This is a genomic window from Methylobacterium pseudosasicola, from assembly GCF_900114535.1.
GTDB classification, from domain to species: domain Bacteria; phylum Pseudomonadota; class Alphaproteobacteria; order Rhizobiales; family Beijerinckiaceae; genus Methylobacterium; species Methylobacterium pseudosasicola.
This window is the reverse complement of sequence record NZ_FOTK01000026.1, coordinates 39,140-51,367: the sequence shown is the minus strand read 5'-3', so window position 1 is coordinate 51,367 and position 12,228 is coordinate 39,140. Positions and strand designations below refer to the sequence as shown.

At 66.2% G+C, this 12,228-nt stretch carries 17 protein-coding genes; 7 read left to right on the top strand and 10 right to left on the bottom strand.

Going from position 1 to position 12,228, the window contains the following annotated elements; translation table 11 throughout:
• Position 1 precedes the first annotated feature (1 nt).
• The 6 genes from BM228_RS22210 to BM228_RS22185 are packed head-to-tail and all read right to left on the bottom strand — an operon-like array spanning position 2 to position 2,358.
• Entirely contained in the window at positions 2-232 is a 231-nt protein-coding gene (locus BM228_RS22210; protein WP_139234153.1) for a hypothetical protein, read from the bottom strand.
• Entirely contained in the window at positions 229-471 is a 243-nt protein-coding gene (locus tag BM228_RS22205) for a hypothetical protein (RefSeq protein WP_092044022.1), read from the bottom strand. The genes BM228_RS22210 and BM228_RS22205 overlap by 4 nt, the downstream gene beginning before the upstream one ends.
• A complete protein-coding gene (locus BM228_RS22200) occupies positions 468-908 on the bottom strand; it encodes a hypothetical protein (RefSeq protein WP_092044020.1) in 441 nt (146 codons plus the stop codon). The genes BM228_RS22205 and BM228_RS22200 overlap by 4 nt, the downstream gene beginning before the upstream one ends.
• Entirely contained in the window at positions 905-1,492 is a 588-nt protein-coding gene (locus tag BM228_RS22195) for a hypothetical protein (protein WP_092044018.1), read from the bottom strand. Before BM228_RS22195 ends, BM228_RS22200 begins: the two co-directional genes overlap by 4 nt.
• Before the next feature lie 2 nt (positions 1,493-1,494).
• A complete protein-coding gene (locus BM228_RS22190; RefSeq protein ID WP_092044017.1) occupies positions 1,495-1,941 on the bottom strand; it encodes a hypothetical protein in 447 nt (148 codons plus the stop codon).
• A gap of 3 nt (positions 1,942-1,944) precedes the next feature.
• A complete protein-coding gene (locus BM228_RS22185) occupies positions 1,945-2,358 on the bottom strand; it encodes an FtsB/FtsL family cell division protein (protein ID WP_092044015.1) in 414 nt (137 codons plus the stop codon).
• A 415-nt stretch (positions 2,359-2,773) separates the two neighbouring features.
• On the opposite strand from BM228_RS22185, the gene BM228_RS22180 reads away from it, so the two are divergent.
• The 4 genes from BM228_RS22180 to BM228_RS22165 are packed head-to-tail and all read left to right on the top strand — an operon-like array spanning position 2,774 to position 5,769.
• Entirely contained in the window at positions 2,774-4,477 is a 1,704-nt protein-coding gene (locus BM228_RS22180) for an AAA family ATPase (protein WP_092044014.1), read from the top strand.
• Positions 4,478-4,500: 23 nt separating this feature from the next.
• Positions 4,501-5,091 (top strand): hypothetical protein, encoded by a 591-nt coding sequence (locus BM228_RS22175; protein ID WP_139234152.1) that lies wholly within the window; start codon positions 4,501-4,503, stop codon positions 5,089-5,091.
• A complete protein-coding gene (locus BM228_RS22170) occupies positions 5,066-5,431 on the top strand; it encodes a hypothetical protein (protein ID WP_092044011.1) in 366 nt (121 codons plus the stop codon). Before BM228_RS22175 ends, BM228_RS22170 begins: the two co-directional genes overlap by 26 nt.
• Entirely contained in the window at positions 5,431-5,769 is a 339-nt protein-coding gene (locus tag BM228_RS22165; protein WP_244537256.1) for a hypothetical protein, read from the top strand. Before BM228_RS22170 ends, BM228_RS22165 begins: the two co-directional genes overlap by 1 nt.
• 742 nt (positions 5,770-6,511) lie before the next feature.
• On the opposite strand, the gene BM228_RS33955 is transcribed toward BM228_RS22165, so the two are convergent.
• Positions 6,512-7,360 carry a hypothetical protein gene (locus BM228_RS33955; RefSeq protein WP_139234151.1) on the bottom strand — a complete coding sequence of 283 codons (849 nt, stop codon included), beginning with the start codon at positions 7,358-7,360 and terminating at the stop codon, positions 6,512-6,514.
• Positions 7,361-7,682: 322 nt separating this feature from the next.
• On the opposite strand from BM228_RS33955, the gene BM228_RS22160 reads away from it, so the two are divergent.
• The gene (locus BM228_RS22160) at positions 7,683-7,919 is read left to right on the top strand and encodes a hypothetical protein (RefSeq protein ID WP_092044009.1); all 237 of its coding nucleotides are present in this window, start codon (positions 7,683-7,685) and stop codon (positions 7,917-7,919) included.
• Between the two features lie 193 nt (positions 7,920-8,112).
• On the opposite strand, the gene BM228_RS22155 is transcribed toward BM228_RS22160, so the two are convergent.
• The 3 genes from BM228_RS22155 to BM228_RS22145 all read right to left on the bottom strand — a co-directional run bounded on the left by BM228_RS22155 (position 8,113) and on the right by BM228_RS22145 (position 10,515).
• Positions 8,113-9,204 carry a three-Cys-motif partner protein TcmP gene (locus tag BM228_RS22155; protein WP_092044008.1) on the bottom strand — a complete coding sequence of 364 codons (1,092 nt, stop codon included), beginning with the start codon at positions 9,202-9,204 and terminating at the stop codon, positions 8,113-8,115.
• 9 nt (positions 9,205-9,213) lie between these two features.
• The gene (locus BM228_RS22150) at positions 9,214-9,963 is read right to left on the bottom strand and encodes a DUF5131 family protein (protein ID WP_092044006.1); all 750 of its coding nucleotides are present in this window, start codon (positions 9,961-9,963) and stop codon (positions 9,214-9,216) included.
• Between the two features lie 147 nt (positions 9,964-10,110).
• A complete protein-coding gene (locus BM228_RS22145) occupies positions 10,111-10,515 on the bottom strand; it encodes a DNA-binding protein (RefSeq protein WP_092044005.1) in 405 nt (134 codons plus the stop codon).
• Between the two features lie 267 nt (positions 10,516-10,782).
• Here BM228_RS22145 and BM228_RS22140 point away from each other — a divergent pair, with 267 nt between their 5' ends.
• Positions 10,783-11,337 (top strand): metallophosphoesterase family protein, encoded by a 555-nt coding sequence (locus BM228_RS22140; RefSeq protein WP_092044004.1) that lies wholly within the window; start codon positions 10,783-10,785, stop codon positions 11,335-11,337.
• Positions 11,334-12,134: a metallophosphoesterase gene (locus tag BM228_RS22135; RefSeq protein ID WP_092044002.1), complete on the top strand. Its 801-nt coding sequence runs from the start codon at positions 11,334-11,336 to the stop codon at positions 12,132-12,134. Before BM228_RS22140 ends, BM228_RS22135 begins: the two co-directional genes overlap by 4 nt.
• Positions 12,135-12,228 lie beyond the last annotated feature (94 nt).

The window sequence follows — 12,228 nt, the reverse complement described above, 5'->3', positions numbered from 1 at the left end:
GTCAGTCCTCCTTCCCGTTGAGGGCGCGTCCGGCCCGCCTGCAGAGATCCCGGCACTCCGGGTTGCCCTCGATCCGATCGAGGCAGCCCCGCTCGCAGCGCGCGTAGGCGGCCAGCATGCGGGCGAACGCCGGCTCGACGGGCTCGCCCGGCAGGTAGCGGGCGACGGCCTCCCGAGCCGCGGCCGGCATTTGTGCCACGGGCTGTGGCACAGGATCGGCAGGGCGGCTCATGCCTCGACGGGCTCCGGATGCAGCATGTCGAAGCGCTGCAGCCGCTTGCCGGCCTCGACCCAGGCGGCGAACGCCGTGGCCTTGGCCTCCTCAGACTCGGGCGTCAGCTGCCCCGTCCGGCGGTCCCAGAGCTCGTGCCGGCGCGCCAGCCCCACCTCGGCGGCCGCGTCGTCGAGCAGCGCCTGCAGGCCCCGGCGCGCCAGGGCGACCATGTCGAACTCGGTGGGCTCGATCGTCATGCTGCCCTCCCAAAGAGCCAGCTGAAGAAGGAAGGTGGCCCGGCGATGCGGGCGCGCTCGATGTCGGCAAGGGCGTCCCACTTGCGGCGATCGCCCACGCTCTTGCGGTCCATGGCTACGCGGACGCGCGCCAGAAATCCCGTCGCACGGCGTGCCGCTCGTGCTCGGGCACCAGCTTCATGACGGCATCGATGCCCTGCCCGATCATGAAGCGGGGGGAAGGTGTCGAGCGACAGGGCGTGCCCCTGCTCGGCCGCCATCGTGTCAAGGAACTCGTCCCAGGTCCCGGCCTTCTCGACATCGGCCCGCATGCGGATCGGGACGTCCCGCCAGTAGCAGAGCACCTTCGGCCCGAGCGGGCGCGCCTTCGGCTTGGTCGGCAGCGGCATGGCCAGCCCGCGGGCCCGGCGGACCCGGACGTAGTGGAGCTTACTCACGCCGAGGCCTCCAGCTGCAGCTTGTGGGCGAGCGCCCGGACGGCGCAGGCCAGGATCGCCATGGCCTCGATGTGCGGGCCGTCCCCGGGGGGCAGGTCCTCGCTCCAGTCGCAGGGCGTCCGGTCGGTGGGCCACTCGCGGTGCAGGCGCTCGCCGTCGGGGCCGTTGTAGTCGGCGCCGATCGACGCGTGGCCCGTCAGGGCGCACAGGCCCGACGAGACCCAGAACCCGGGGAGCGTGCCGGCGACGAAGGAGCGGGCGGCCTCCAGGGATCCGGTGAACTTCGGCGTCACGTACGCGCTGGTGTGCGGGCCGTGCCCCAGGGCCTGGGACAGGATGCAGGCCAGCTCCCACTCGACCCAGGTTGCCGGCCAGCCGACCGGCGCGTCCATCGTGGTCACGTGGATCTCCAGCTCGCGCAGCCGGAGGATGCGGCCGAGAGCGTGGACGTTGGCCGTCACGCCCGTGCAGGCGACCCGGAAACGGGCGTTAACCCGGCTCAGGCGCTCGTCGACCGTGCCGACCCGGTCCGCCTCCAGGGTGGCGCGCTCGGCCCTGACCATGTCCATGAGGGTGTCGGCCATCGTCAGACGACCTTCCATTCGGGCGACGTGATCCGGGTGCTCTCCACGCCCCGGCCGTCCCTGCCGCGGAAGACGTGGAAGAAGGCCGTCACGCCGTCGTTGAGGCACTCGTAGACGACCCCGCGGACCTGGACGCGGTCGCCCTTGGCGTACGTGACGCCATCCTGGAATGCGGGAGCGGCGAGCGGCTGCTCGCGCGTGAAGCCGGCTTCCACCAGCCCCCTGGCGACCGCGTGCACGTCCAGGTCGAAGATCGTCATGCCGCGGCGGGCATCCTTCAGGATGAAGTCCAGCGCCTGGAAGTCACGCATCGTCCGCAGCTTGGCGATCCGCTTGTCCTTGGCGTCCTTGGCCCGCTCGTCGGCGACCAATCCGTCGAAGAAGTCCCGGTGGGACTGGGGCAGCGCGGCGAACGCGCGCGCCATCTCGGCGACTTGCTCGATTTCCATGGCTCAGGCTCCCTTGCTGTATTTCATGCCGGGGAAGGCGCCGCAGAGGTCATCCCTCACGCTCTCCAGTGCCTCCTTGCTGCCGTAGATCTCGATGTGCTTCCCACCGGGGTAGATGAACTCGATGTTCTGCTTGGGCTCCTCGCGCGAGAAGCCGGCCTCGCGCAGCACACGAAGGACCTCGTCGATCTCGATCATGGTCGGGTTGTCGTACAGGACCCTCGCGGCGCTCTTGCCCGCGTTCAGGGCGCGGACGATCACCTCGTTGTCGGACATGGCCCGAAGCTCGGCGATCGCCTGTTCCTTGAGGAAGGCCTCGTCGCGCTTGAGCTTGTCGACCCGAGCGTCGAGCGAGGCCCGCTCGTCCGGGGACAGCGCGGCCATGACGCGCGCCACGTCGCTGATGTCGATGTGCATGGGGCAACCCTCCTGCCCCACAGGGTTGCACCATCGCCGGATTCGCACAGAGGCGGCCGCGCAACACTATGCAGTGTTCCGACACGTCCGGACGTCTCAGGCGCCCTCGATCCACTGCAGAAGCCTCGCGCCCAGGCTATCTCCGCGTCGAGGTGCGCTAGACCAACGCACAGAGAGAGCCCGGGCGGGGCATGCTATTTTTCGGTGACGGATCGCCTTCCCGATCACCCAATAATCGCGCCCCCTTCCGCCCAGGGATTTCTCAACCAAGTCTTCAGTCGGCCGTTGCGGCCGGATTCCTGACCTGACAGTATCCTCGCCATGAGCACGCTCCTGAAACCGAAACGCGCCCCCTCCGCCGCCTGAGCCTCCCGGCTCGGCGCCCCTGCGCGTCCGTTTCAATGAGCATCCCCCCATGTCCAAGGTATTCGAGAACGTCAAGGCGTCCGTGCGCCAGCATCGCCACCTGTTCGAGAAGGCGCGCTGGCCGAGCGACGAGCATCCCATCCCGTCGACGCTGGAGGTCCTGTCCGGGGCCGAGATGGTCGGCGGCGACGTCTACGCCGACGCCAAGGCCGTCCTGGGGCCGCTCGCGGACGAGGCCTCCCCCCACAAGCTGCCGCCGAAGGTCGCCCTGGGGGTGCAGGGCGTGCTCGCCACGCCTACGGCCGGGGCGATCCGATTCCTGATGGACGAGTGCCACGCCGTCGTCGACGTCATGTCCGAAGGCGGCGGCAAGCGCCCGGTCCTGTCTGAGACGGCGCGCGTCCTGGAGGACCTCGGCAACCGCTGCGCCTGCTGGCTCGCGGCGATCGGCAGCGCCGAAGCGAACCGCCGCTGCGCGATGCTGTGCGTCCAATACTTCGTGAACAGGCCGCACTCAGGCTACGTCGACGTTGTGACGTGGGGCCTCGCCCGGTCGGCGATCGACTACCTCGCCACGGCCGGTCAGCTCGACGGGTTCGACGAGGAGAACGTGGACGTGGGCGTCTACCTGCCCGAGTCCAGGCACGTGCAGGTCGAGTCTAGCGGACCGATCATCAGGGGGTTCACGCACGTCCTCTCGCTCGTCCAGGGCGTTCTCGACGAGCCCCCGGCCCCGCCGGAGCCACCCGTCGACGACCTCGCCGAGCTCGACCGCCTGGTGCGCGAGGACCGGGCCGGGATCAACCCGCTGCCGGAGCCAAAGGCCGCGGCGCCGGAGGACGGCAAGACCTACAGCGACCCGGTCCCCGAGCTGCCCAGCGTCCCGAGCGTGGTCGTCGTCAGGGACGTCTCGCACGTCCAGAAGGCCGGCAAGGGCGAGAACGACGCGGTCAAGCAGGCCGCGGCGATCGTGAGAGTGGCGCTGCCGCTGGTGACGCCGCCGGCGGACCTGGCGGCGGTGCGGGCCGAGCTGCTCGCCGACTGCCCCCACGGGCACGCCATCGTTGACCGGCTGCTCCGGCCGCTCGCCGGACAGGACGTCGTCAGGAATCCGCCGCTCCTCCTCGTCGGGGAGCCCGGCTGCGGGAAGACGCGCCTGGCCCGCCGCTACGGCGAGGTCCTCGACCTCAGCCCGGCGCTCTACAGCATGGGCGGCGCCATGGACGCCATGACCGTGGCCGGCGTGGCCCGGGGCTGGTCGAGCGGGGGATTCTCCGCCCCCGTGCGCGAGCTGATCCGGACGAAGGTCGCGAACCCGCTCATCGTCATGGACGAGGTCGATAAGATGGCCACGTCCAGGCAAAACGGCAACGCGGCCGACGCCCTGATCAACCAGCTCGGCGTGGAGACCGCCGCGCGATACAAGGACATCTATCTGCAGGCGGACGTGGACATCAGTCACGTCCAATGGATCCTCACGGCGAATAGCCTGGACACCGTCCCGCGCCCGCTCCTCGACCGGTGCCTCATCTTGCGGATGCCAGACCCCGGGCCGGAGCACCTGCGCCCGCTGGCGACCTCCATCCTGGCCGACGTCCGGGCCGACCGAGGCCTCGACGAGGCCTGGGTGCCCCCGTTCGAGTGGTGGGAATGGGAGGCCCTAGAGGCGAACTGGGGCGGGGGCAGCCTGCGCGCCCTGCGCCGCCTCGTCCAGGCCGTCCTCGATGCCCGCGAAGCCGGTCCCCGGCAGTGACCCCTGGAGCGATGGAGAGCGACATGGACAGCGTGATCACCGCGCAGGCGATGCCCTACCTGACGCAGACCCTTGGCGACGGCGCCGCCGGCATCACGGTCGCCACGATCGACAGGAGCGGGGCCGGCCCCCAGGTCCGGTGGGACATCCCCCGGCTGTCGCGGCCCCGCGTCGGCGCCGGAGGGGCCCCGGAAAGGGCCCACGTCGCCGAGCTCACGAGCCGCATGATCGCCCTGCGCTGGCAGGGCAGCCAGCAGCCCCGCGAAATCCCGGCCGAGAGCTACCTCGACCTGCACCGGGAATACCCGACGGTATTCACCGACACCCTGGAGACGCCGGCGGGCTGGCACTGGATGCTCGCCGCCGCGGCGGAGTCGATCCTGGAGGCGGGCGTCCCGGCGGGATCCCGGACATGCCAGGTCAAGCAGAAGTTTGGGACCCTGCGCTGGTACGTCCGGGGCAGCACCCCGCCGTGGATGATGGAGACAATCGCGGCCGCGGAGTGGCTGTCCGGGGCCGTGTGCGAGCACTGCGGCGCGCCCGGATCCGTGAGGCCCGGCGGGTGGATCCGGACGCTGTGCGACGCCCATGCCGACCGCAAGAGCCGGCGTTAAGGCCTACCGGAACCTGACCCGCCGCGCCTGGAGCCTGCGGGTCGACGGCCGGGTCGTCGGGCACGTCCCGGCGATCGCGCTGGCCGGCGTGACGTTCCGGGCCTCGGAGGCCTCCCGCCTGCGGTGCCTGCGGACCGGATCCCGGGACGTCCACGCCGTGGCCCGAGGCCTCCCCCTCGTCGGCGTGCCCCGCCCGCCCGGGGCCTTCCGCTTCCACTACCGCCTCAGCGCGCCGGGATTCCGGCTCGCTGACGGCACCCCCATCAGCAGCGCGGCCGCCGTCTGGCTCGAAGCCGACGGCACCGCCTGGTGCCTCGCCCCTCGTTCGGGATTCCCGTGATGCGTACCGTCCTCTCCATCGCCCTGGCCGCCCTCGCCGTCCCGGCGGCCGCCGACACGACGTGGCTCCTGCCGCAGGCCGGGGTGTTCTGCCCCACGAACGGGGAGCAGGTCCTGCCGATCGTCGTCATGGAGAACGGCGGTCTCGGCATCGACGGGCTCGGTTGCCGGGCGGTCCGGCTCAGCCACGGCCGCGTGACGTCGGCGAGGTGCTACGCGAACGGAGGCAACGTTGTCCCATACGATACCGACTTGCTCGTGTTCCCGAGCGGCGCCATGCTGCATGACAACGTGCTGTTCCGGCGCTGGAAGGGCCGGCTACCTTGCCCCGCGGACTGACGTGCCCCATGCGCGTACGGTGTGAGCCACCTGTGCGCCCCCCCGTATACCGAGTGCTATACTTCCCGGGTTGGTAATGTTGTGACGCGGTCTATCTGCTGGTTATAGCAACCTGCATATTGCTGGACGCGCGTTACCAGGTGTCAGGCAGGCTTCACGGCGGGAATAGAGAATACATCGTACCTGTCCATGACGGCCAGGACGTGAAGCGTCTATGCCGATTGCCAATCAGCGTCCCGAGTTCCGGAGCGTTACGCAGGATTGCAAGCGACACGCTGGCCGAAACGAAGTGGTAGACACACGTTTGGTCGTAGAGTTTCTAGCGAGCACGCGAGCGCAGAAGGCAGCGCTCCAGAGACGCGACGTAGGCGTGGACTGCAAGACAAGCCCATCAGTTAGCAGGTTCAAACAAGGCGACCCTTCTGATTTGCGCCAACATCGGACCTTGGGGCGAAACCACTTGAATGGCCGCTTGAAGCCCGACAGCTGCCGTTAAGACAGGATGGTTCGCCCGGCGGCCACAGCATCCTAGCGTTGTGATACATCAGCGAAACGCGTTCGAGGTTGCCCAGAGATCGGCGGGGGCACCGGTAACGCGGCTTGCGATCGACGCATCCCTTATCCGAACCTTCTTCACCGAGACAAAAATGTCCAGCTTGGGGGTTTGGCGTAGACAGCATAAATACGGATCAGATCACTACTAGATCCCCAAAGTGAAACTGACTAAGTTTGGCAGCCTAACTTAATCGATCTCGCGGTAAGATCTCAAAAGCCTTATACTTCCATACGGGAAATACCCGTCTTGGAAATAGAATACGTGGCACTCCGTATATCTTGCGCCATCAGTTTTGTATGATATTTCTATAGTTTGTTCGACGTTCGTCATCCAGTACGATATATGGTTGGCCTCTGGATCCTTTGAGTCTGTATATCCAACGCATTTATCAGAAATATAAAAATCTTTAATATCGCCTTTTGCAAGCTTCTCGGTTGCAATTAAATTGCTTTTCTTATCAAAATTCAGATGCCGAAGCCCAAGTCTAATAGTGCCGCCTCTTCCCAATTCTTCTAGCCACAGCTGACCAGAACTCCTTCCAGAAGAAGTAGAGGGGGCATCAAGACCTTCTTTAGAGACTCTCATCCATACTTTAGTTACTTCGCAGTCCGTCAAAACCTTGATCTTAAAATGTCCGCAAAACTGATATGCATCCCCATCATAAATCTTTCGAATATTCATAGGATTTGGGCGATCGTTGAGACCCGGACCTTCCTTAGGAGTAATCAAGAATGCCAATTCGGACGAATTAGACGTGCTTACACGAGCAACCGAAGATTGCGTAGATGTTGCCTGATTATTGTGAGTTGCCTCGATATATCTTAAGTCTTCTCGAATTAATATCAAGGGCTTAAATCCTTCTTCCAGTATGGTTGACTCTATCGATATTTCTTTGACTTTTCTAATGAATGTATTTAAAGTTCCTATATCGATCCTATTGTTATCTTTATGTTTCCAGAGCATTTTCCGTATAATACTTGGATCAAATCCGCATGCATTCGCGAGGGCTGTTTGGTGCAGGCCAAGCTTGGTCATCACATCTCTTACTATTTCGGGTTTGACGAGAATTCCGCGCTCGCGCTTTGGACCCTTGCTCAAATTCCTCTCCCGTTGAAGCCGACCCGGAGCGCCATGATTAGTTTGGCTGCCCGCATGTTTGTCAGTAAGCCTTATAAAACCACACAACTCCCGGCGCGACCCAAGTCGCACTCCTGTGAAAGGTCGCCACGTTGGGAGCGGCATCCATCTCTATGCCCACGAGAGCAAGGCGGCCCTATTAAACCATATATCTCCTCGTGTTACGAAGTGCGGATTAATGCATCTCTTGGGTGTCGAATTTCTTCGAAGCGAGGCACCAATGTTCAAGACCATTGTCCGTGAAACGTATCAGCTCGCCGAGGAGTTGCTGGTGCGCCCGACGATCGACATCTTCCTCAATTTGCGTGACGGGACGGTGCGTATCAGCGCTCGGTCGATGATTGCGGTCTCCGCCGCTGTGATCATCGTTTGGATCGTGGTGCCGCGTGATCCTCCGGCGGTTAATACAAGCGAGCCAGGCGCTAAAATCTTGGAAACTTCTAATATAAACTATTAATCTGTGATATCAGTGCTATAATCAGCGTCGTTGGCCTGGGGCCAGTGACGCTGATTGCGTTTGTCGCGCATAAGTCATAATTGCTCGATTTTGCCGGTATAATCGCTCGCGCATAGATGGGTACAAAGAGTGCCAGCGATAACTCGGCATCAAAGGCACGGAGAGGGCCGCCACCTGGAGCGCAGCCCCTCGTTCAGGCGAACCGGACGCGCGTCCCCGCCGGATAGGTCCCCCGCCTGCGGCCCTCGCGACAGGCCTCGACCTGAATAGCCGCCGGGACCCGTGCCTCCATCCCCTTCAAGATCCCCTTGTAGTGGGTCTCCCGGAAAGCGGTCTCCTCGACCACGAAGCGCTCGATCTCGTCCACGTCGGCCGCCGCCCCCGCGAAGCGGCGGGCGAGGATACCTTCGAGCTGGGAGAGATCGCTGCCGTCGAACAGCACCTGTTGGCCCGGGTCGGTCGCGTCAGAGAAGGCCACCCCGCCCCGCTGGTCGACCGACCACATGGCCTCCTTCATCTTCTTAAGGCCCTTCTGGTTCTTCGTCGCGAAGAACAGGTAATAGTCGGTGCGCTCCCGTCCGTTGCGCATCTCGAAGTGCCTGACGAAGCGCGCCCCGGCCACCGATACCAGCTGGGCGGCATAGAGGTCGCGGATGCCGGCCTTGCGCTGCGCGGGCGGCAGAGAGGCGACCCTGCGCCAGTCCGCGCAGCCGAACAGCGCGTCGAAGTTGTCCGGCTGGTCGCGGTGCGTGAGGAAGCGGTTGATCTCCTCGAACATGAAGTTGACCAGGACCTCCCCGCTGGCCCGGTTCATCAGGTCGCGCATGGCCGTCATCGGGATGCCGTTCCAGCCGAACGGGTCCACCAGGGCGAAGACCGGCGCGTTCCGGGGATGGTCGCGCAGCGCCGTCGCGTAGACTTGCTCAAAAGCCTCGCCGGAATGGATGCGGACATGGAGGTTGTGCGGGCGCGCCCGCGCCGCGAACAACGCCGCCACGCATTCGCGCAGCCGGTCCGCCCGGGCCTCGTCCTTCTCGATGAAGTGGAAATGGCACTCGGCGCGGATGGGCGTTTGCTGGTCGAGGAACGCCTTCAGCGCGATCAGGGGCGAACCGTCGCTGCCGTCGTCGTAGATGCCCGGGCCTGCGAAGCCGTCGATGAACACCATCCGGGGGAACCCCCCGAGCGCCAGGATCGGGAACCAGGCCTGGAGGTATCGGCGCAGGATCTCGTGCTTGGCCCTGGTGTGGTCCTCAAGCGCCCACGTCACCCGCTGCGGCTTCATCCGTCGCCCCTACACGGCGGCGGACATCGCCGCGCGCGCGTTCCTCGGCCACCCGTTGTGCTCGCGTCCGTCGAGCAGCCGCCCGCCCGTTTTCGGCGATCGGCCGCCCCATTGCTTGAAGAAGAAGGGCACGTCTGCCTTCGCGCACTGCACTTGCAGGTCGACGACCCACACCTTCTCCATCGGTCGTGCGCCGGGACCGCTCTCGCCCCCGACAATGACCCAATGCAAGCCGCTGAGATCTAAAGTCCCGATCGGCCCAATCAAGGGCTCGACGGACAGGAACCTCACGGAGGCATTGGTATTCCGTAGGTGGGCGACTCTGGACTTCTTGGTCCCGTCCTCGACCGACACCCCGAGCCAGATGTGCGGCGGCACCGGACGAGAGACGTAGCGGGCGTTGACGTAATCCCGCATGAGCGAACTGCGCTTCGTCAGTATCTGGAACTCGTGCCAGTCCGCGCGCTCCATCGTATCGAAGACGCGATCGACGAACGACGTCGGGACATCCTTGTGAAAGAGGTCGCTCATCGAATTGACGAAGATCATCCGCGGACGCCGCCACTGAAGTGGTTGCTCCAGGCGCCGGGGACGTAGCGTCAGATCGAAACCGCTCTCGAACGGATGGTCCGGAACCCCGCGGAAACGCTCCGAGAACCGGGCCGCATAGCAGTTGTCGCAGCCGGAGCTGATCTTGGTACAACCCGTCACGGGGTTCCAAGTCGCCTCAGTCCACTCTATCGCCGAGCTTTGAGCCATTGGAACAAATTTAGAACACAACGACGGCCGTCGCAACGGCCAGCTTGTCCGAAGCCTAGGCTTTACATCAGCCGGACCAGGCGTATTTCCCCCTGAGTGTGGCAATCGTCGACCGAGCCTGCCTGTCGGCGTCCGGGGCCAAGCGGGTCAATCATGCTCCTCGTGGCGCGCCAGCCGCTCCCGCAGCCGCGCCGTCTCCGCCTCGGCCACGTCGAGCCGCGCCAGCGCCTCGTCCATGATCTCCAGGGCCGCCCGCCGGTCGACCTCCAGCCGATCTCGCTCCGCCACCAACTCCGCCGCAGCCTCCGCCCGCGCCGCCAGCCACATTTCGCTCACCGCGTTCGCCAACGAGGCCTGCACCCGCTCCGGCAGACCCTTCGGCTCCAGCCTCGGCCTATAGTTCCGCTGAGCCTTCCACTCCCGCAGCAGCGCCCCCACCGCCCGGTGCGACCCGCCGTTCCTCAGCTCCGGGATCACGTTGCGAACTGAGACCCGCACCCCCGCCTCGTGCAGCCTGTCTGCCGTCCGCACCACCTCCCAACGATCCGGCATCGCCCAAAAACCCCGTGGACAACCGCCGCGGTCTCGCGCGAGCAAGGCTAACGGCCCAATTACGGGCGGGTATCCGGAGGCGGGTGGCGCATCCCGTTTCCCGTTTCCTTACGAGTCGCGCTCCATAACGCCCGGGCGCGCCCGCCCACGCGGTCCGCCCCTCCGAACGAGGCCCATATGAAACGCCACGGCCCCCTCCAATCCCCCTGATCCCCCGGAGCGTCCAGGCTTTCCCGGCCCGTGCCTCCGCACCCGCGCGAGGCCAGCATGCCCCCCAAGATCCACTTCGTCGCCGACACGCACTGGCACCACCGATCTGTGCTCTCACCGCGGCTCGGCCTGAACCGGCCCTTCGCCTCGATCGAGGAGCACGACGTGGCCCTGATCGCGAATTGGAACGCCGCCGTCGGCCCAGACGACACGGTCTGGCACCTCGGCGACTTCAGTTACCGATGCCCCGAGGACCTCGCCCGCGGGGTCTTCTCGCGGCTGAACGGCCGGCGCCGCTTCCTCGTCAGGGGCAACCACGACAAGAGCGCCGTGCGCCTGCCCTGGGACGGGATCGTCGACGTCGCCCGCGTCGTCGTTCCGCTCATTGACGGGACGGGCCAGGGCGTGTGGTGCTCGCACTACGCACACCGGGTGTGGCCGCGGCAGCACCGCGGCGACATCCACCTGTATGGCCACTCGCACGGCACCCTGCCGGGCACGGCCGCGAGCACCGACGTCGGCGTCGACTGCTTCGGCTTCCGCCCGATCACCCTCGACGAGATCCGCGTCCGCCTCGCCGAGAACGCGGCCCGCGACGGAGGGCGGCCATGACCGATGGACCCCGCCTCTGGATCTTCAGCGACCTGCACCAGGAGTGGCCCGAGAACGCCTGGGACCCGGCCGCGCATGCGCCGCCGGGCGGGTTCGACGTGGCCGTGATCGCCGGCGACGTCCATACGCCCCTGACCCGCGCCCTCGATTGGCTCGCCGAGCGGCTGCCCGGCGCGCCGGTCGTCTACGTCCCCGGCAACCACGACTTCTGGTGGGACCGGGGCGAGGACCGCTACCCGATCCACGACCAGATCGCCCGGGGGCGCGACCTTGCCGCCCGCCACGGCATCCACCTGCTGATGGACGACGTCGTCATGATCGGCGGGACCCGCTTCGCCGGCGGCACGCTGTGGACCGATTTCCGCCTCGGCTCCACGACCCTGACGCAGGCGATGCGCTCCGCCCAAGGGCACTTCGGCATGGTCGATTACCGCCGGATCCGCACCGGCCCGAGCTCGCGGCACAGGATCGAGCCCGGCGAGGTACTGGCGATGCACCGGCGCACCCGCGCGTTCATCGATCGCGTCCTCGCGGAGCCGCATCCGGGCCCGACGGTCGTCGTGACCCACCACGCGCCGCTCCCCGAGAGCCTGCCCGACCCGAACGGCGACCTGCGCTGGTGTTACGCCTCCGACCTGCGCGACCTGGTCCACGCGAGGGGGCCGGACATCTGGGTCCACGGCCACGTCCACAGCCCCGCCGATTACCGCGTCGGGCCGACCCGGGTCGTCTGCAACCCACGCGGCCACGTCGAGGAGGAGAGTGGCTTCGATCCCACCCGGGTCATCTTCGTGTAGGTGCGATCGGGGCGCGCGATCGCCCTGCATCCGCAATCGGCGCGCATCCCTCGACGAGGCCGCGGCCCAAAGGCCGCGCGACGGTCGTCCCGTG

Excerpts from the sequence above, each read along its gene's own strand:
- BM228_RS22145 (WP_092044005.1), bottom strand. The coding sequence starts at position 10,515 with ATGCCGGATCGTTGGGAGGTGGTGCGGACGGCAGACAGGCTGCACGAG.
- BM228_RS22135 (WP_092044002.1), top strand. The coding sequence starts at position 11,334 with ATGACCGATGGACCCCGCCTCTGGATCTTCAGCGACCTGCACCAGGAG.
- BM228_RS22170 (WP_092044011.1), top strand. The coding sequence starts at position 5,066 with ATGCCGACCGCAAGAGCCGGCGTTAAGGCCTACCGGAACCTGACCCGC.
- BM228_RS22150 (WP_092044006.1), bottom strand. The coding sequence starts at position 9,963 with ATGGCTCAAAGCTCGGCGATAGAGTGGACTGAGGCGACTTGGAACCCC.
- BM228_RS22160 (WP_092044009.1), top strand. The coding sequence starts at position 7,683 with ATGTTCAAGACCATTGTCCGTGAAACGTATCAGCTCGCCGAGGAGTTG.
- BM228_RS22185 (WP_092044015.1), bottom strand. The coding sequence starts at position 2,358 with ATGCACATCGACATCAGCGACGTGGCGCGCGTCATGGCCGCGCTGTCC.
- BM228_RS22195 (WP_092044018.1), bottom strand. The coding sequence starts at position 1,492 with ATGGCCGACACCCTCATGGACATGGTCAGGGCCGAGCGCGCCACCCTG.
- BM228_RS22180 (WP_092044014.1), top strand. The coding sequence starts at position 2,774 with ATGTCCAAGGTATTCGAGAACGTCAAGGCGTCCGTGCGCCAGCATCGC.
- BM228_RS33955 (WP_139234151.1), bottom strand. The coding sequence starts at position 7,360 with ATGACCAAGCTTGGCCTGCACCAAACAGCCCTCGCGAATGCATGCGGA.
- BM228_RS22155 (WP_092044008.1), bottom strand. The coding sequence starts at position 9,204 with ATGAAGCCGCAGCGGGTGACGTGGGCGCTTGAGGACCACACCAGGGCC.
- BM228_RS22140 (WP_092044004.1), top strand. The coding sequence starts at position 10,783 with ATGCCCCCCAAGATCCACTTCGTCGCCGACACGCACTGGCACCACCGA.
- BM228_RS22210 (WP_139234153.1), bottom strand. The coding sequence starts at position 232 with ATGAGCCGCCCTGCCGATCCTGTGCCACAGCCCGTGGCACAAATGCCG.
- BM228_RS22190 (WP_092044017.1), bottom strand. The coding sequence starts at position 1,941 with ATGGAAATCGAGCAAGTCGCCGAGATGGCGCGCGCGTTCGCCGCGCTG.
- BM228_RS22175 (WP_139234152.1), top strand. The coding sequence starts at position 4,501 with ATGGACAGCGTGATCACCGCGCAGGCGATGCCCTACCTGACGCAGACC.
- BM228_RS22165 (WP_244537256.1), top strand. The coding sequence starts at position 5,431 with ATGCGTACCGTCCTCTCCATCGCCCTGGCCGCCCTCGCCGTCCCGGCG.
- BM228_RS22205 (WP_092044022.1), bottom strand. The coding sequence starts at position 471 with ATGACGATCGAGCCCACCGAGTTCGACATGGTCGCCCTGGCGCGCCGG.